An 18,456-nucleotide genomic window follows, 5' to 3' on the forward strand; every position below is an offset into this window, starting at 1 on the left:
TCGGCCACCGTGAGCGGTGAGGTGAAGTCGAAAGGGGCGCTCAGGTCGCTCCGACCGTGACGGTGAGCGTGTCGATCGCCCGTCGGGCGGCCTCCTCGGCCGTCTCGCTGTCGTCCGCCACGCTGGTGCAATAGCCGACCCGATCGACGGAGTCCCGGATGGGGGTGATCAACTCGTCGCCCGGATCCTTGAGGAGCGCACACCCGGTGACAAAGGGCAACGACATGGCGTGCCCGGTGTGCTCCACCGAGACGAGCCGACCCGACCGTGGCGGAACCAGATACCGGATGGCACCGACCCGGCGCGGCCGGTCGGGTGCGACGAGTAACGCGTCGAGGCGCGGGAGTACGCGTTCACCCAGCACCTGTCGGACGGCCAGCTCCACCAGGTCGATGCCGGCCGCCGCAGCTAACAGGGCAGGGATCTGGTCGCCACCGGCCCGTGTGTGGGTCTCCACGACGCGGGGTCCTCCGCCGGTGAGGATCAACTCCGTGTGCGTGGGGCCCTGGGTGATTCCCATGGCGTTCAGGACCTGCCGCACGTAGGCGACCACGTGGCTGTCGTCGGGGCCAGGCTCGCGGACCACATGCCCGAGTTCGACGAAGTTGTCGTCTTTGATCTTGTGGGTGATGCCGACGATCCGGTGCTCACCTCGCTCCGAGAAAGCCTCGACGCTCACCTCGGCGCCAGTGAGGAACGGCTCGACCACCACCGGGGACCCGGGCGGTGCCGAGTGGACCGCACGATCCAGCCCTTGATCGAGGTCAGTGAGATCATCGACCCTGACGATGCCGAGGCTGCCTGTGCCGCACTGCGGCTTGAGGATCACGGGGAGCCCGTGGTCGTCGGCGAAGCGGCGCAGCTCTCCGACCGTGGAGACGGTCGTCGAGGGCACCTCCTCGACGCCCGCGGCGCTGAGCCGGCGGCGCATCGCCACCTTGTCGTACACGGCCGCGATGACCTCTTCGCGATGAAACGGCAGGTTCAGGGCCGACGCGATGGCCGCCGCGTGGTCCTGGTCGAACTCGCCGAACGCCCCGACCGCCTCGATCGGCTGCCGTCGGTGCACGTGCTGCGCGACGGCCACCCACTCCTGCGGGTCAGCGGCCTCGTCGAGAGCGAGTACCCGCGCACACTCCGTCGGGTGGCGGACCTTTGCCAGTCGCTGCGTCGCGACGAGGGTGGTGATGCTGACGGCGGGGTTGAGGCGACGTAGCACCGGCGTGACATCCCGAGCGCCGGCTACGACGAGCACGTGCTTGAACACCGTCATCAGGCTCCAGATCGACGATTGTGATAGTCATTCGTACTAATTAGACAGACCCAGTGGTGTATTCCAGCCAACTGGCAGGTTGATGCGACTGCAACGAGCAGCGACCTAGCGTATACAAAGCCCGATGCGGCGTGGCAGGCTGAGCAAGCGCTGCGCACCGTCCTTTATGGACACTGATGGTGGACGTCCATGACTGTCCCCATCGCACATGTCCGCGCCGCAGCAACACGTGCCTTCGCGTCACCGTCGACGCTCGAAACTCCACGGACGACGTGATCGTGAGGAGAACCATGAGCAAGGCCAAGAGCCTCGCCGACCTGTTCCAGCGTCCCTCGCTGGACTTTCTGATGGGAGCGCACGACGCCCTGTCGGCGCAGATTGCGCAGGATTGTGGCTTTCCCGGTGTATGGGTCTCGGGGCTCGGGCTCTCGGCCTCCAGCGGCCTCCGTGACTCCAACGAGCTCTCGTGGACCCAGGTCATGGAGCGCACCGAGCTTGTGGCGGACCGGGTCTCGGTGCCGGCACTTGTCGATCTGGACACCGGATACGGTGACTTCAACAACGTCCGGCTGGTGATGCGCAGGCTGCAACGGGCGGATGTGGGCGGCGGATGCATCGAGGACAAGCTGTTCCCGAAAACCAACTCGTTCATAGGTGCGGGACAGCAACTGGCCGACCCGCACGAGTTCGGTGGCCGGATCAAGGCAGCCAAGGACACGGTCGGGGACGAGGTCTTCCTGGTCGCCCGATGTGAGGCGCTGGTCGCCGGCCGGTCGATGACCGAGGCCACCGACCGGTGTGGCGGTTACGCCGAGGCGGGCGCCGACGCCATTCTGATCCACTCCAAGATGACCTCACCTGACGAGATCGTCAGCTTCATGGCCTCGTGGGACGGACGGGTCCCGGTCGTGATCGTGCCGACCAAATATTCGAAGGTGCCTGCGGATGTCTTCGAGCGGGCCGGAATCTCGGTGGCGATCTGGGCTAACCAGACCCTTCGGGCAGCGATCCGCAGCATGGAAAAGCTCTGCGTGGCCCTGCGCGAGCAGCGCACGATGCTGCACCTGGAAGGCGAGATCGCTGACCTGTCGCGGGTGTTCGACCTGACCAACAACGCCGAGCTGGAGCTGGCCAAAGAGCTGTACGCGAGCCACCCGGCGGGCAGCTCGCTGAAGGCGCTGGCCGATGACGGCGGGCCTGCGGGAAACCACCTGGTCGGCGCGGGCCCGACGTCGGCTTGAGCCACATGGACAGCAGGACGACAACGGCCCCAGACAGCGGCGCGGCACCATGACGACAACCGCCACATCCGGGGCCGGCCTGGATCCGGTCCAGGAAACCGACCGCCTCCACCGGGCCTGGTCGCACCGGTCGGCGAATCTCGGTGATCCGGTCGCCGACCTGCTGGGACACCTGCACGACAAGGTGCCGTACTACCGCGGCGGCCGGGGCGGACGGCTCCCCGGGTTGCCGGTCGTCGACCGCGCGCTGTACCGGGCGCGCGGCGATGAGTTCCGGGCGGCAGGGGCGACACCTGCCTACACCATCACCTCCAGCGGCAGCACCGGCGAGCCGCTGGAGGTGGGGCTCGACGAGGCGGCGTGGTACGCGGTCAACTACCACTTCTTTCACCAGATCGTCGAGCTCGCCGATGTGCCGATGGAGACGTTCCACGCCGGTTCGGTGGCGGTCGCGTTCGTCAGCAACAAGCCATCCCGTCGGGCGGTCGTTCGGCCACTGCCCGAGCTGCGGCATGGCCTGTACGCGCGGGTCCAGCTCGCCGCGCCGGCCGCCGACCTCGCCGCGCTGTTCGACCGGCTCCGGCCAGCCATCCTGTACGGCAAGCCCACCTACCTGCTCGACTTGCGACTGGCCCTCCTGCAAGCCGGCGTCACCTGCCCGACCTGGGCACCCCGGCTGCTGCTGACGAGCGGTGAGCCGCTGCACAGTGACGACCGGGCGAGGCTCACCGGCTACTTCGGCGCGCCTCTGGTCGACGCTCTCGCTTCCACGGAGGGCGGGCTGATCGCAGCCACTCGTCCAGACGAGCCGGAGTACGAGGTGTTCGGCGACAACGTCCGCCTCGAGGTGCGCACTGGCGAGGGCTCGGTGGCCGCCGCCGGGGAGGGCGAGCTGCTGGTGACGAATCTGATCTACCGCGACATGGTGTTCGCGCGGTACCGCACCGGCGACCGGGCGGTGCTCGACCCCGGGAGAGCCGACGGCATTCAGCGGCTCGCCCGGCTGTGGGGGCGTGAGCCGCAGGAGGTCAGGTTCCGCACTGGTCCGATTCTGGCCGAGACCCTCACCCGGCGGCTCGGGTTCCTTCCAGGCCTGGCGGATTTCCAGGTGCGGATGGAGCCGGTCGGTGCGGTGCTGCGGTGGATGCCGGACGGCATCGGTGCCGACCCGGAGCCTGCCCTTCGGGAGGTCATGGCCGAGCTGCTACCGAGGGAGGACGTCCGGTACGAGCGGTGTGCCCGGATAACGCCGCTGGGTGGCAAGAAACGGAGATTCGGATGACGTTCGATCTGACCTGGACGGGTAGCCAGTTCCTGGACCCCACCGCGCACAGCCGGGGCGTCCTGTCGGCCTTGGAAGCGGTCGACCTGACCACCAAGGACGACACCTGGTCCAGCCGGGTAGCCGAGGCGATCGCCGAACACTTCACGGTCCCGACGCCGTGGATCCGGGTCGGCGCCGGATCGACACAGCTTATCGAGGTGCTGCTGCGTGAGCTGAACCGTGGTGCTGTCGTCGACGTCGTACCGAACTTCCACCTCGCCGCCACGGTGGCCCGGCAGGAGGGGTGGGCCTACCACAGCGTGCCGGTCCGCGAACCGGCCGAGTTGCTTCCCGCACTGGAGCCGTACCTCGGCCGCGCCGACGTCACCATCGCACTGTCCTCGCCGCGCAACCCCCTTGGTTACCAGTTCGACCTTGCTGACATCGAGGACCTGCTGCGCCGGGCAGCCGGCCCGGTGATCCTCGACGAGGTCTACGCCGACTTCGCCCCGGACTCCGCGCTGCGGCTGCTCGGCGCGTACCCGAACCTGTACATCGCGCGGACCTTCTCCAAGGCATGGGGGCTGGCAACCCTGCGGGCCGGGTTTGTCGCGTCCTCCGCCTTCGACGACCCCTCCGGGTCTGTCCGCCGGCGGCTGCTGCCCAACAGCGTCTCGGGCATCGCCCAGCACGCTGTGCGCCACCTGCTGGCGCATCCGGAAGCCGTACGGGACAGCATCGCCGCCGCGCAGCGCGCCCGCGACCTGATGCTGGCCGGACTCGCTCGGATCCCCGGTGTGCGCGTCTGGCCGTCCGCGGCCAACTACGTCTGCCTGGAGACCCCGCTCGCCGGGCCGGTGACCGAGGCCCTGGCGGCTGCCGGTTACCGGGCACGACTGCTGCACGATCTGCGCGGGTTCCCGGAGAGTTGGCCGGCTGGGATCCGGCTGTCGGTCCCGCCGCAGCCGCACCTGGACAGGGTGGTGGCCTGCGTCGAGGCATGCCATCGCGGCGCGGTCGAAACGGTTCAGGCGACGGGGTTCGCTGAGGTGGTTCCATCCCCTCAGGCAGCACGGTGAGCGTCCCGGGCGCCCTGGGTGTCCCCGTCGGGGAACTCAACGGACAGCCGTCCATGAGCGCCGACGGCCGGTACGTCGCCTGGCTGACCAGCGGCGCAGCGGGGAACCGCCTCGTGCTCTACGACGTGACGGCCCGGCGGCCGTCCGCCAGCCTGCCCGTCGCGGCCCGGCGGGTGCGGGCCTTCACCTGGACGCACCTGCCCGGCGTCGGTATCGGGGTGGCCGATCCCACGGGCGGTGAGAACTGGTCCCTGTACCGGGTCCGGGTCGACACAGGGGAGTGGGACGTGCTCGGGCCACCCGTCGGGGCGCAGACCCGTGTGGTCCGGCTGAGCCCACGCCAGCCGGACTCGGTGCTCGTAGCCACGAACGGGCGTGATTCCCGGTTCCATGACTACGATCTGGTCTCCCTGGGCACCGGTACCCGTCGACGGCTGCTGGCGAACACCGGGTACGCGGCGGCCTACTTCGACGACGAGTTCGCGCTCCGGCTGGTGGAGACCGTCGACGACGACGGAGCACGTACGTGGTGGCACGGTGATCCGGCCGGGGGACGGCGGTTCCTGCATGTTCCGCACGAGGACGCGCTGACCGCCCGGATCCTGAATTTCTCCGGTGACGGACGCATTGCCTATGCCGTGCTGCCGGGCGGCGACGACGCGGTGCGTCTGGTCGGTCTGCACTGCGTCGTTGACGAGCCGGCCACGGTGGTGGAGACACTGCTGACCGTGCGGCGGGCCGACATCGACCGGATCCTGGTCGCACCGGAGACCGGTCGGCCGGAGCTGGCGCGGGTGGAGCGCTTCCGACCCCGTACGGTCGCACTCGCCCCCGGTCTGGTGCCGGCCCTTACCGCGCTGAGGGCCCGGCTCGGCGAGGAGCCCACTGTGCTGCAACGCCACGACGATGGCCGACTGTGGCTGGTGGCCGTGCACCGACCCGAGGTGGACGAACGGTACTTCGGTTACCAGCCGCACGACGACGCGTTGTGGCCGTTGTCGGCCGCCAGGCCCGACCGCCGACCGCTGGCGATCTCCTGTCGCCCGGTCGACATCCCGGTCCGGGACGGTCGGCGCGCTGTGGCCTACCTGACCACACCGAAACGGGCGGCGTCCGGCTCGGCGCCGGCGGTCCTGCTCGTCCACGGGGGCCCGTGGCGGCGCAGCCGGTGGGACTACACCGAGCGACGTGGCTGGCTGGCGGCCCTCGGCTACACGGTGATCGAACCGAACTTCCGCGGTTCGACCGGCTTCGGTCGGGGCTGGATCAACGCCGGTGACCGGCAATGGGGTGCCGCGATGCAGGACGACCTGCTGGACGCGCTCGACTGGGCGGTCCGCCGGGGAGTGTGCGACCCCGACCGGGTGGGCCTCGTCGGCGGGAGCTACGGCGGGTACGCAGCCCTTCAGCTCGCCACCGCCGCGGAACGCCCGTTCCGGTGTGTGGTGGCCACCTCCCCCGTCACCGACCTGGTGGCGTTCCTGGAAGCGCCGCCGCCGTATTGGCGCTCGGCCGTACCCATGATGCGCCGTCGGATCGGCGACCCGTCCGATCCGGCGCAGCGCGAGGCCCTCGCCGACGTGTCACCGGTGCACCACGCCGACCGGATCCGCTGCCCGGTGCTGCTGGTCCACGGACTGAACGACAGCCGGCTGCCCGCTGAGATGACCACGAGGATGTTCATGGCACTGGCCAACGCCGATCGGGACGCCAGCATGGCCCTGTTCCCCGACGAAGGCCATGAGATCGTCAGCGCCGCGAACCGGGTGGCCGTCGCCGACCTGCTCGCCGACTTCCTCGCCCGGCACCTGCCCGCCGCCGGCTTCCCGCCGGTCGCGGCGGTTCCTTCCGAGCCGGCGGATTCCGGGCCGGCCGAGGCGTCGCCGGAAGCGGACCGGATACCGGCGGGATCGACGCTCAAGCTGTTTCACACCCCGCGTCACCAGCGGACGAAGGCCGACCGGACCATACAGAAGGTGCGTCCATGATCGATCCAGCCTGGTTCCTGTCCGAACTGACCCGACACCGGATCGGCTGCGTCACTGGTGTGCCCTGCTCGTACGTCTCGGGCCTGTACACCCTCCTTGAGGGTGAGAAGGAGCGCTACGTCTCGGCGACCAACGAGGCAGAGTCGGTGGCGATCGCCGCCGGTGTCTGGCTCGGCGGTTCGCAGGCGGTCGCGCTGTGCCAGAACTCCGGCCTGGGCAACATGACCAATCCGCTCAGCTCGCTCGCGGGCCCGTACCGGATCCCGGTGCTCCTCGGAGTCTCGCGGCGAGGCTGGCCAGCCGGCACCGACGAGCCCCAGCACGCCCTGATGGGGCGGATCACGCCGGAGCTGCTCGGCCTGCTGGAGGTGTCGACCGAGATCCTTGACCCCACGCCGGAGTTCGCGGCGCAGCAGATTGAAGCGGCGGTCCAACGGTGCGCCGACCGGCGTTCCGCCGCGCTGATCATCGAAAAGGGCGTGTTCGACAACGCTGTCCCGGCACCGGCCGTACCGAATGTCGACGTACTTCCGCCCGCAGTGGTACACACGCTGTCCGGCGGGAAGCGGCCCCGGCGTGGCGAGGTGATCGCGGCCTATCTGGCGATGGCGCCGGCACGCGTCACCGTGGCTACCACCGGTTACACGGGCCGTGAGCTGTACGGCATTGACGACCGGGACACCAACTTCTACATGGCCGGCTCCATGGGTTGCGCGGCAGGCATCGGGATCGGCCTTGCCATGACCGGCCATCCGGTGACCGTCCTCGACGGGGACGGCGCACTGCTGATGCGGCTCGGCTCACTCGCGACGGTGGGTCGCTACGTGCGTTCGCCCTACCTGCATGTCGTCCTCGACAACGGCCAGCACGAATCGACAGGTGGCCAGCGTACGAACGGCTCCGCCGTCGACTTCGCCGCAGTGGCCGTGGCCTGTGGTTACCGGGCCGCGTGGCGATGCGACGGCGTCGACGCGGTCCGGACGGCTCTGCACCAGGCCGCCCAGGTGACCGACGGCCCGGTCCTGGTGCACTGCCGCGTCGAGGCCGGCTCCAGCGGCACCCTTCCCCGCCCCGAGCAGCGACTGGACGACCTCGCGTCGCGGCTGCGTGCCCACCTGAACCGAGTGACCGTACCCGCGTCCGTCTCGCTCTGACCTTAGGAGAAACTGTGGCACTCCTCTTCACTCGTACCAACGCTCTCCTGTTGCTGGTGCCGAAGACCGGCAGCACGTGGATCCGGGCCAAGGCGCGGCAACTCGGGCTCGCCGTCGAAACGGTCGGTGATCCGGCGATGCGTGATCACGACCTGCTCGACCAGTACGACCGGTCCCGGTACCGGCACATCGGGGCCTTCGTCCGCGACCCGATCGAGTGGTACCGGTCGTACTGGGCCTACCGGATGGAGCGGGGCTGGCGTCCGCAGTATCCGCTGGACGAGCACTGCGCCAGCGACGACTTCGAAACCTTCGTCCGTAAGGCCGCGTCGATCCTGCCGGGTGCTCTGGAGAACATCTACGCGTCCTACGTGGGCCCTCCGCAGGCGGAAATCGACTTCGTCGGGCGGCAGGAGCACCTGGTCGATGACTTCGCCCGTTTCCTGCGCCTGATCGGTGAGGAGTTCGACGAGGCGACGTTGCGGGAGGGTAGCCGGGTCAACGCGACGACGACGGTGCCGGACTATCCGGAGGAGCTGAAGGAGCTCATCACCCTGTCCGAATGGAACACGATGCGGCGATTCGGCTATCTCGCCGACCGGCCCGATCCGTTCGGACTGGCAGAGATGCAGGCACAGTTCCCCGAGTATGCGGAGGACCACCGTCTGCTGGCCCTCTGGACGGAGAAGATCCACTGGGCACCGGACGACGTGAAGAGGGCGGCTGGCCGGCCGATCCGCCAGCAGACCCGGCACGCTCGCGTACACAGCAACTTCGCCCTCCTCGCCCAGCACAAGTACGGCGACCAGGACTACGCCGAACGGCGGTATCAGCGGGCGCTCGAGCTGGATCCCAACCACCCGCGCACGCTGTGCAACTACGCGCTGTTCCGCTGGCAGGTCCGGGGAGAACCGCAGGAGGCCCGCCGTCTGATGCTGCGTGCCCTGGCCGGCCGGCCGATGCACCCGTACACCCTAGGCAAGCTGGCCCGGCTCTCGGACCGCGCGCTGGGCGACCCGGATCTGGCCGAGGTGCTGTACCGGCAGAGTCTCGCCGGCAATGACAGTCAGCAGGATGTGCCTGTCGAACTGGCCGAACTGCTCGTGCGACAGGGACGTCCCGGTGCGGCGGTCGGTTTGCTCACCGAGCGGGCTGCCCGCCCGGATGCGAGCGACATCATTCGGTCGGCCCTGGCGGTTCTGCGGCAGCGCGTCGAGCCGGCGGACTCGGCCCAGCTCCAGCCAGCGTTGGCCTGACGAACCAAACCCTCTGAGGAAGGACACCACGAATGTCTGGCGACGACTTCTCGGGCGAGAGCATCGTCCGTAACCATGTAGCTGCCGGCGGCAAATCATTCGACGCGCTGGTCGCCGAGTCACGCGCGATGCTCGAACGCAACCGCATCGTCCTGATCCGCGATTTTCCGCTCGACCCTGATCAGTACCTGGCCTTCCTGGGGCAGTTCGGCACCCCGTTGTCGAATTACTCCTCCCGCAGCGACCTGGCCAAGGACGATCCGCATCCGCAGATCAACCGGGTCAAGTACAAGCCGAAAGGCCAGTACGTCAAGCAATCCGTGCACTACGTCGGCGGCGAGCTACGGCCGCACTCCGCCCGCTCCTGGTGCACCCCTCGGCCGGCGTACTTCGCGATGCTGATGGTCGACCCGGGTTGGCGGGACACGCCGGAGGGCGAACGGGGTGAGTCGGTGGTGCTGGCCTGGCGGCACCTGTTCGAGCAGCTGTCAGCCCGGGACGGTGAGGCGTTCGAGGCGCACCTGGCCCACCTCACCGGTACCGCGATCACGTTCGAGGCCAACAACGTACGCGAGGAACTGTCGAACCTGCCGCTGTGCTACCCACTTGCCGACGCTGCCGCTCCGCTCGATCTGGGAGTACGGATGAAGCAGGATATCCAGGACAAAATTATGGGTCTGCGTGATCAGATCGCGGACTACGACGGTTACCGGCGTGCGCTCGACTACGTGGTGGAGAACGCCGCCGAGGAGAAATTCCAGGCGTGCTTCCCGATGGACAGTGGCGACCTGCTGCTCCTGGACAACAACCGGTTCGGGCACGGCCGCCGGAAGATCGTCGGTGAACGTACCGAGGATGGCGCCACCGCGGTCAACAAACGGGAGCTGTGGAGCGTCACCGTTGTCTGACCGCCCCAACCACAACGGAGGAGATTCCGCATGACCAGTCCCGAGACCACTCCCGCCGCCGACCGGGCCGCCCTGGCCGATAGCTGTGCCCAACTCCAGGGTGAACTGGACGCTCTGCTGCAGGGCCAGGACGGGCAGAAGGCCGTCGACTCGTTGGACAACGCCGTCGCCTCGCTCAAAGAGGTGGAACAGCGCAACGTCTCGTCGGTGCAGCTCGTTGCCCTGGCCGACTGACGGCCCGGACGTATGGATGGGTGGACGCAGCTGAGCGTCCGCCCGTCCCCGTACCGCCCACCTACCCACCCACCGACGAAACAGGTAGATGATGTCGTTGGCACCGACGAACGGCTGGCGTGCCCGTGCCGGCGGACTCTCGGTCAAGCTGATCAACTCGTGTGTGCGGCGGGCCGCCGATCTTCTCGACGGACGTGAGCAGCTCTTCCCCCGCAACCCGGCCCCGCGCGATGGTGACCTCGTCGTCGTGCGGTGCCTGGCCGGAACCGGCGCCTACGATCATGTCGAGGACAGCGCCGGAATGCCGGTCAAGCTGTACCCGGGTGACCTTTTCGTTGCGACGCTCGGAACACGACGCTCCGGCACCAACCTCATCGGCGAGGTGCCGACGGCCCCCGTCGCGGCCGGCGACCGGCTGGATCTCGTCGCGCAGGGTGGCCTGGTGGCCAGGTGCACGGCGGTCCCGGCCTACTACGGCACCCGTGCGCTGCCGCTGGAGGTCGTCGGTTTTCCGGCGGACGTCGCCGGGCGCGTCCGCAACATCGACGAAGCCCCCGTCGTGCCGATCCGCGACAGCCGACGGCCGCGCACCGACACTCCCGTGCTGTTCGTCGCCGGAACCTCGGCCGAGGTGGGCAAAACCACGCTCGTCTGCCGGCTGAACATCGTGGCCAGGGAGTACCGACCGGGTCTGCGTACCGCGGCCATCAAGGCGTGCGGCACCGGGCGGGCGAAGGACGTGTTGAGCTACCGCGCCGCGAACTACGACGTGGTGACCGATTTCGTGGACGCGGGCATGCCGTCGACCTACGGCGTGGACCCGCACCGGTTCCGGGCCATGCTGCACACGCTCATTGAGCACTGCGCGGAACGCGTCGACCTCATCGTGGTGGAGATCGGCGGCGACTTCCTGGAGGCGCGGGCACCCGAGGCGCTGGAGATCATGGCGGAGATCGACGCCGCCTGCGTGATGATGGTCAACGACGCGATGGGCGCGCTGGAAGGCCTGCGCCAGCTCCGGGAGCTCGGAAGGGCACCGCTCATGATCGGTACGTTCCGGCAGAACCTGCACGCACTTGCCGACCGACTCGCCGTACCCGTGGAACGGGTCATCAACTCCACGGACGCGGCTGCGCTGCGGCGCCTCCTCGACGCGACGTGCCCGTCGGAGCAGACGGCCGGCCTGATGGCCGGAGCGGCTGGCTGACCATGGACGAGCTCATGCTCCTCGCCGCGGTGGCGTTACTGGCGGTGGTCCAGTCGGTGTTCGGGGTCGGCCTGCTGCTCTTCGGCACGCCCCTGCTGCTGCTGGCAGGTTACCCCTACCTCGAACTGCTCTACGTCCTGCTGCCGGCGTCGGCCACACTGAGCGCGTTGCAGCTGCGCTTCGACCACTCCGTACGGCCGCGTGAGGTCGGCGGCTACGTCCTGTGGGTCGTCCCGGCGATTTTCGTTGGCACGGTTACGTCACTGCTCTATCTGACAGGCCTCGACATCCGCATTCCGGTGGCGGTTCTGCTCGCGGTCACCGGCGTGCTGCGCCTGAGCCAGCGGACCCGGGTGAAGCTGCAGGCGGCATGCGCTGCGGCCGGTCGGCCGGCGTTGAGCCTCATCGCCCTCGTGCACGGGCTGACCAACATGGGTGGCGGCCTGCTGGCCATGTACGCGGGTGCGCGCAGCGACCAGAAGCGCGAGGTCCACCGGATCGTGGCGGTGGTCTATCTGCTGTTCGCCGGATCCCAACTGGTGGTGCTGTACGTCGTGCACGGCCCGCCTCCGCTGGATCTACGCCTGGTCGTGTCGACGGTCGGTGTGGCCGTGCCCTACCTGCTGCTGGGCCGGCGGGTGTTCCAAGCCATGTCGGACCGCCGGTATCAAACCGCCTTCTCGGCCTTCATGTTGTGCTGTGCGGGAGTCCTCACCTGGCAGGCGGCACAATGAGCGCCGCACCGGAGAGCGCCTCCTGGCGGTACCGGCACGAAGGGCTGCGGATCGGCGGGGAGACGCTGAACCGGGACCGCACGTTCGCGGTCCACCATCCGCACACCGGCGACCGGGTCGCCACCGTCGCCATGGCGACCGCAGACGACGTGCGCCACGCGGTGCTCGTCGCCGAGCGGTTCCGCAGCCGGCTGAGCCGGCACGATCGGTACACGATTCTCATGCGGGCACGCGAGCTGATCGACAGCCGGCGTGAGGAGTGGGCACGTCTCATCACAATGGAGTCCGGCCTGTGCCTCAAGGACACCGATTACGAGGTGGGCCGCGCCTGTGACGTCCTGATGTTCGCCGCCAACCAGGCACTTGTCGACGACGGTGAGATCTACTCCTGCGATCTGACCCCGCACGGTCGTGCTCGTAAGGTGTTCACCACGCGGGAGCCGCTGCTCGGCGTCATCGGTGCGATCACGCCTTTCAACCATCCGCTCAATCAGGTGGTGCACAAGGTGGCGCCGGCGGTCGCGACGAACAACCGGCTGGTGCTCAAGCCGTCGGAGAAGACTCCGCTGGCCGCATTGGCCTTCGCTGACACCCTGTACGAGGCGGGACTACCGCCCCCGATGTTTCAGGTGGTCACCGGCGACCCCGCCGAGATCGGTCCGGTGCTGATCGGGGATCCGCACGTCGAGTTGGTGACGTTCACCGGCGGCACCGAGGTAGGCAAGCGGGTGGCCGCTAGCGCCGGGTACCGACGTACCGTCGTCGAACTCGGCGGGACCGATCCCGCGATCGTGCTCGACGACGCCGACCTGGCGGAGACGGCGCGGCTGGTCCTTCTCGGGGCCTGCAAGAACTCGGGGCAGCGCTGCACAGCCGTCAAACGAGTCCTGGTGCAGGCCGGGGTCGCTGACGAGTTCGTCGCTCTCCTGACCGAGCAGGCGCGGCAGTTGCGGACCGGCGACCCGTTCGACAGCCAAACCGACATCGGCACGGTCATCGACGAGCAGGCGGCCCGCAGGATCGGGGCCGCGGTCGACGATGCCGTCCGGGCTGGTGCCGTGCTACGGCACGGCGGTGTCCGTTCCGGCGCACACTACGCTCCGACGGTGCTCGACCATGTCGTGCCCACCATGGCCGTCGTGACCGAGGAGGTCTTCGGACCGGTTGCCCCGGTGGTGCGGTTCACCACCGACGAGGAGGCCGTGCAAATTGCGAACTCCAGTCGGTACGCCCTGTCGGCCGGCGTCTTCACGAAGGGCCTGGACCGAGCCCTGCGATTCGTCAACGAGCTGCACGCCGGCACCGTCAACATCGGCGAGGTTCCCGGCTACCGGATCGAGTCGACGCCCTTCGGCGGCATCAAGGACTCCGGACTCGGCTACAAGGAAGGCGTGGTCGAGACCATGAAGGCGTACACGAACGTCAAGACCTTCTCGCTGCCGTGGCAGCCGTGACCTGACGAGCAATTGGAGGCATACGTGCGCATCCTCGTCCTGCACCAGAACAAGTTCGACCGCCTCGGGTACGCCAACGCCTTCGATCACACCCGCCACGACGTCACGTACGCCGGCACTGCCGGGTACATCGACACGATCCCGGCTGACGTGCGCTGCACCAGGGTGGTTCTGGAGCCGGACCAGCCGGTGGTCGACCAGCTGCGTCCCCGGCTGCTGGCGTGGCCGCCGTTCGATCGGATCCTCACCCGGCACGAGCTGCTCATCGCTCCGGCAGCCGAGCTTCGGGCCGAGTTCGGTGTCCGCGGTATGCGACCCGACCTGGCGCGCAACTTCCGCGACAAGGTGGCGATGAAGACCGCCGTCGCCGGCCGCGGCCTGCGGGTTCCACGGTTCTTGCCGGCCACCGACCTGCTCAAGGTGGACGTGGAGGTGCCATGGCGGGGCCGCACCATCGTCAAGCCGCGTGGCGGGTCCGCCAGCCGAGGAGTGTCCCTCTGCGAGGATTTCCACCAGGCCCGCGAGTTTGTCGCACGGGAGCAGCGCGGCGACGCCAGCTTCGCCGAGCGGTACGAGGTCGAGGAGTACGTCGAGGGTGGCCTCTGGCAGATCGATGGTTTCCTGTTCCGTGGCGAACCGGTTGCGATCCAGGCCAGCCGGTACGTGGGCAGTTGCCTGTCGTTTGAGAACGGCGGGCCGCTCGGCGTGGTCCAACGTCCCCACCCCGAGCTGGAGGCGTTCGCCGTCGACTGCCTGCGTGCGCTCGGCGGTGACACGCTTACCTTTCACCTGGAGGCAATCACCACCCCGCAGGGACCGGTCTTCCTGGAGGCGGCCGCCCGGTGCGGCGGCGGCTACACGGTGACGGCCTTCCGTCGACGGACCGGAATCCACCTGCACACCCTGGACATGGCCACCGAGGTGGCGGATGAGCTGGCCACCGAGCACATCCACGCACCGGAGACCACCGAACTGCACGGGGAGTTCCAGTTCCCCGGCCACGTCTACGGCGGTGCACCGATCACCGTCGACGTACCGGCCGAACTGCTCGCCGACCCGCGCGTCCTGACGTACCAGGTCTACCCGGCCGGCAAGCCCACCCCGATGAAGGGCTCGTACCGTCCGGAGAACCTTCCGCTGTCCGGTCTGATCACCGACTCGGACCCGGATGTGCTGGAGAGCTGGCTCAGCGATCTGTTCGCCAAGGTCACCGTTACCCCGCAGTCGGGCGTCCCGGCACCGCTTGTCGCCGCGCAGGCGGCCTCGTGACGGTACGGGTCCGGGCCATCGTCCTCACGCCTACCGACGGTTGGTTGGTGTTCCGGCGCACCCGACCCGGCCGCGACGTCTACTGGTCCCTGCCGGGTGGCGGCGTGGAGCCGGACGACGCGGATCGCCGGGCCGCGCTGCTGCGGGAGATGCGCGAGGAGGTGGGCGGTGCGGTCTTGATCCACAGCCTCCGGCACATCCTTGACACACCGGCGGGCCAGCAGCACATCTACCTCTGCCGGATCGAGACGTGGTGCGAGGCGGAGCGGACCGGGCTGGAGTTCAGCGACCCGGCGGCGGGCGAGTATCTGCTCGAGACGCGGCGGCTGGACCACGAGACGCTGGCGGCGATCACTTTGAGCCCGCCCGGTCTTGCGGACCTGCTCGCCGACGATCTACGCCGATCCGGTGGAAACCTGTTCAGCCTGCCGGGATTGCAGGAAGGTCCGGGTTGACGGATCCGCTGGGCGGTGGCTTTCCCAGCGGACCTCACTCGTTGCTGTCGTCGTCGATCAGCCGCCCGGCGGCGGCCAGCCCGATTGGTACTTACGGATGCGGTCGCTGGGCCGCAGCGGCGGATCACACCACCTCGTACTCGAGAAGGAGCACGCCCGTGCTCGTCGGCGTGCAGGAGGTCAGCCGCAGCGGCCTCGGCCGGGCCGTCTCGCGGAACAACCGCTTGCCGGTGCCGAGTAGGAGGGGGTGCAGGAACAGCCGGTACCCATCGACCAGGTCGTTCGCGACGAGGTCCTGCACGAGCACCCCGCTGCCCAAGACGGCGATCGTGCCGTCGCCCTGCGCCTTCAGGTCGGCGACCGCCGGGGCGAGGTCTCCGTCGAGCCGCCGGGCGTTCGACCAGGTGAAATCGGTCAGAGTACGGCTGGCGACGTACTTCGGTGTCGCGTTGAGGTGTGCGGCCATCGGGTTGTCGTCGGGCTGGTTCGGCCAGAACCCGGTCATCTTCTCGTAGGTCCGGCGACCGAACAGGTACGCCGTCGTCGACCGCAGCCCTTCCACCGCACTGGCTGTCTGGATGTCGTCGAAGTACGGCGCTGCCCAGCCGCCGTGCTCGAACCCCCCGTCGCGGTCCTCGTCCGGCGACCCCAATCCCTGCATTACCCCGTCCAGCGTCACGAACTCGATGACCACCAGCTTCCGCATGACGGCACCTCTCGACTCGGTGGGCGACACCGCGCGTCACCCGCTCGCCCTCTACACGAACGCAACGCGCGCCGATCGACAGTCGATCCGGCCGAGTTTCCGATCGGGCAGGACCCGTCGTCAGAGCCAGACGACGATCCCGGTCAGGTCGTTGAGCACGGCGGCCACGCCCGCCCGGATGGCGGCGGCGCACCGCTCGGCCGTGAACGAGTCCGGGTCGTACGTCGAGGACATGCCGAGCCCTTCGCCGCGGAACGACGCGCCCGACCAGTCGACGGCTGTGACGTTGTGGGTGGGCTCGGCCAGTTCGGCGCCCACCACGAGGAACTTCTCGTCGAGGTGGTTGGGGGTGACCATCGCTAGAGCGTCGATGAGGTCGTTGCCCGCGCTGACGACGAGATCCGGGCCCATCTCCATGGCCTTGACGATGCTCGGAACGGCGTCGTGGGCGGTGCCTACCGTGATCGTCCGAAGGGCGACGTCCTCGTCCTCGGCCCAGTCCTTGACCGCCGTCACGAGGGCCCTGGTCGGCTCGTCGTCACCGGCGGTGAGCAAGACGACCCGATAGTCCTTCGGCGGGTGGACGCCGGCCCACGAGCCGGGCTGCGGCGTGATTGTCGCCTCCGGTGTGGGCTTCGCCGAGGGATCGACGAACCCTGGGCCCAGGGTGCCGACGGCGCTGGGCGCGGGGCGTGGCTGTGACCAGTCGTCGCTGGAGTCGCAGCCGGCGACCAGCGCGGCGGTCGCGACCAGGATGGCAACGGCCCGAAGCGGGGGGCGCAAGGCGGTCGTCCTTTCGAAGGTGTGGAGAGGTGCGCGTACTGCCTCGTATTCCTATCTCAATTCCGGCCGCCGACAATCGGCGTGCTGCCCTGCCGGTTGTTTGTTCTTCGGCGGTTCGTCAACGGTCGGCTCGCTGTTCACCCACGGCATGCAACGTGCACTGGCCAACCGAGGGAGTCGCATGTCAGGGCACGTTCGCCGTACCGTTGTCGCCGTCGCTGCCGGAATCGCTCTGGCGGTGTTTCCGTTTCTGGGCGTCAAGGCGGCGTCAGCGCACGGCTTTTCGTCCACTGTGTACGCCAAGATAATCGCCGGAGACGAGGGTCACATTCGCACGGCTGTGGAACTCGAATACGACCTCCTCGTCGTGTCGGCCGCCGATGCCGGCGACGACGACCCGCTCTTCAGGGCCGGCACCGCCGCCTTCGAGGCGGGCGACACGGGGGCGCAGGCGGCGGCGCTGAAGGCCCACACCGCGACAGTGCTGAGGTACGTCGCCGACCGCTTCTCGATCGACGCGGGGGGTGCGGCCTGCCGACCGGGTCAGGTGGGCGACCCGACGATCGGCGAGCGCGAGGGCGTGCCGTACGCGACTCTGGTGCTGGACTGGACCTGCACCGGCGGAGCCGACGAGCATGAGGTGCGCAGCGGCCTGTTCCCCGACGACGAGGGGTACGTCAAGGGCACCAAGACGATCGTCACCTACGAGATCGACGGCCGCTCCGGCAGCGCGGCGCTCGACGTCGACCACCCCTCCTTCTCGACAGCGCAGGCCTGGTACGAGCGGTTCGGGGAGTTCTTCCTGCTCGGTGCCGAGCATCTGCTGTCCGGCATCGACCACATTCTGTTCCTGCTGGCGCTCATCGCCGGGTCGCGGCGCCTTCGGGAGATAGTGCTCGCGGCCACGAGTTTCACAGTGGCGCACTCGGTGACGTTCATGCTGGCGGCACTGGGCCTGGTCGAGGTGCCGGGGACGATCGTGGAGCCGGTCATCGCGCTGTCGATCGCCGTCGTCGCCGGCTGGCACCTGTGGGGAATCTGGCGGCGCGGTGAGCACGCGGCTGACCTGGACACGACCGGACGCGGTCACGTCAGCCTGGACCGGGCCGGCTGGATCCGCCTCGGTGTGGTGTTCTGCTTCGGCCTCGTGCACGGGCTGGGTTTCGCGGGCGCGCTCGGCATCGACGAGGCGTGGTCGTGGACGCTGCTGTGGTCCCTGCTGGTGTTCAACATCGGCATCGAGGTCGTCCAGTTGGGGATCATCGCGGTCGTCTTTCCGCTGCTGCTCGTGCTGCGCCGCCGTACGCCGAAAGCTGGCGTCTGGATGACAGGCGCTGTTTCGGCAGGCGTGTCCATTATGGGGCTGGTCTGGTTTGTGCAGCGTGTTTCCGGGTCGTGAGCAGAGCTGATTAGTTCGGGAAGTGCAGCCATCTGCAAGATCGCGTTCATTG

At 68.7% G+C, this 18,456-nt stretch carries 17 protein-coding genes; 14 read left to right on the forward strand and 3 right to left on the reverse strand.

All coding sequences use genetic code 11. From position 1 onward, the window contains the following. Window positions 1-40: 40 nt before the first annotated feature. On the reverse strand, window positions 41-1,273 hold the full coding sequence (locus tag F4558_RS27620; RefSeq protein WP_167946605.1) for an ATP-grasp domain-containing protein: 1,233 nt from the start codon (window positions 1,271-1,273) through the stop codon (window positions 41-43). Between the two features lie 290 nt (window positions 1,274-1,563). Here F4558_RS27620 and F4558_RS27625 point away from each other — a divergent pair, with 290 nt between their 5' ends. From F4558_RS27625 to F4558_RS27685, 13 genes are all read left to right on the forward strand, one after another. After that, entirely contained in the window at window positions 1,564-2,514 is a 951-nt protein-coding gene (locus F4558_RS27625) for an isocitrate lyase/phosphoenolpyruvate mutase family protein (protein ID WP_167946607.1), read from the forward strand. A 49-nt stretch (window positions 2,515-2,563) separates the two neighbouring features. Then, on the forward strand, window positions 2,564-3,796 hold the full coding sequence (locus tag F4558_RS27630) for a phenylacetate--CoA ligase family protein (protein ID WP_053651401.1): 1,233 nt from the start codon (window positions 2,564-2,566) through the stop codon (window positions 3,794-3,796). Next, complete coding sequence (locus F4558_RS27635) at window positions 3,793-4,857, forward strand: aminotransferase class I/II-fold pyridoxal phosphate-dependent enzyme (RefSeq protein ID WP_053651398.1); 1,065 nt, start codon at window positions 3,793-3,795, stop codon at window positions 4,855-4,857. The genes F4558_RS27630 and F4558_RS27635 overlap by 4 nt, the downstream gene beginning before the upstream one ends. Before the next feature lie 53 nt (window positions 4,858-4,910). Next, on the forward strand, window positions 4,911-6,845 hold the full coding sequence (locus F4558_RS27640) for an alpha/beta hydrolase family protein (protein ID WP_053651396.1): 1,935 nt from the start codon (window positions 4,911-4,913) through the stop codon (window positions 6,843-6,845). Beyond that, complete coding sequence (gene aepY / locus F4558_RS27645; RefSeq protein WP_053651394.1) at window positions 6,842-7,999, forward strand: phosphonopyruvate decarboxylase; 1,158 nt, start codon at window positions 6,842-6,844, stop codon at window positions 7,997-7,999. The genes F4558_RS27640 and aepY overlap by 4 nt, the downstream gene beginning before the upstream one ends. Before the next feature lie 14 nt (window positions 8,000-8,013). Further along, window positions 8,014-9,255: a tetratricopeptide repeat protein gene (locus F4558_RS27650; protein ID WP_167946609.1), complete on the forward strand. Its 1,242-nt coding sequence runs from the start codon at window positions 8,014-8,016 to the stop codon at window positions 9,253-9,255. A 32-nt stretch (window positions 9,256-9,287) separates the two neighbouring features. Further along, complete coding sequence (locus F4558_RS27655) at window positions 9,288-10,163, forward strand: TauD/TfdA family dioxygenase (protein ID WP_053651391.1); 876 nt, start codon at window positions 9,288-9,290, stop codon at window positions 10,161-10,163. Window positions 10,164-10,193: 30 nt separating this feature from the next. After that, window positions 10,194-10,397 (forward strand): hypothetical protein, encoded by a 204-nt coding sequence (locus tag F4558_RS27660; RefSeq protein WP_053651388.1) that lies wholly within the window; start codon window positions 10,194-10,196, stop codon window positions 10,395-10,397. 91 nt (window positions 10,398-10,488) lie between these two features. Next, window positions 10,489-11,604: a P-loop NTPase family protein gene (locus tag F4558_RS27665; protein WP_167946611.1), complete on the forward strand. Its 1,116-nt coding sequence runs from the start codon at window positions 10,489-10,491 to the stop codon at window positions 11,602-11,604. A 2-nt stretch (window positions 11,605-11,606) separates the two neighbouring features. Then, window positions 11,607-12,338, forward strand: coding sequence for a TSUP family transporter (locus F4558_RS27670; RefSeq protein ID WP_053651384.1), 732 nt, complete (start codon window positions 11,607-11,609; stop codon window positions 12,336-12,338). Then, the gene (phnY, locus tag F4558_RS27675; RefSeq protein ID WP_167946613.1) at window positions 12,335-13,792 is read left to right on the forward strand and encodes a phosphonoacetaldehyde dehydrogenase; all 1,458 of its coding nucleotides are present in this window, start codon (window positions 12,335-12,337) and stop codon (window positions 13,790-13,792) included. Before F4558_RS27670 ends, phnY begins: the two co-directional genes overlap by 4 nt. A 24-nt stretch (window positions 13,793-13,816) precedes the next feature. Continuing rightward, complete coding sequence (locus F4558_RS27680; protein ID WP_053651380.1) at window positions 13,817-15,061, forward strand: ATP-grasp domain-containing protein; 1,245 nt, start codon at window positions 13,817-13,819, stop codon at window positions 15,059-15,061. Further along, window positions 15,058-15,516 (forward strand): NUDIX domain-containing protein, encoded by a 459-nt coding sequence (locus tag F4558_RS27685; RefSeq protein ID WP_167946615.1) that lies wholly within the window; start codon window positions 15,058-15,060, stop codon window positions 15,514-15,516. The genes F4558_RS27680 and F4558_RS27685 overlap by 4 nt, the downstream gene beginning before the upstream one ends. A gap of 124 nt (window positions 15,517-15,640) precedes the next feature. On the opposite strand, the gene F4558_RS27690 is transcribed toward F4558_RS27685, so the two are convergent. Together F4558_RS27690 and F4558_RS27695 are read right to left on the reverse strand one after the other, a co-directional pair. Further along, on the reverse strand, window positions 15,641-16,222 hold the full coding sequence (locus F4558_RS27690; protein ID WP_167946617.1) for a dihydrofolate reductase family protein: 582 nt from the start codon (window positions 16,220-16,222) through the stop codon (window positions 15,641-15,643). Between the two features lie 120 nt (window positions 16,223-16,342). Continuing rightward, a complete protein-coding gene (locus F4558_RS27695; protein WP_167946619.1) occupies window positions 16,343-17,005 on the reverse strand; it encodes a type 1 periplasmic-binding domain-containing protein in 663 nt (220 codons plus the stop codon). A 181-nt stretch (window positions 17,006-17,186) separates the two neighbouring features. Between F4558_RS27695 and F4558_RS27700 the strand changes: the two genes are divergently transcribed. Next, window positions 17,187-18,404 carry a HupE/UreJ family protein gene (locus F4558_RS27700; RefSeq protein WP_167946640.1) on the forward strand — a complete coding sequence of 406 codons (1,218 nt, stop codon included), beginning with the start codon at window positions 17,187-17,189 and terminating at the stop codon, window positions 18,402-18,404. The last annotated feature ends 52 nt before the right edge of the window (window positions 18,405-18,456 follow it).

Source organism: Micromonospora profundi, from assembly GCF_011927785.1.
GTDB classification, from domain to species: Bacteria; Actinomycetota; Actinomycetes; order Mycobacteriales; family Micromonosporaceae; genus Micromonospora; species Micromonospora profundi.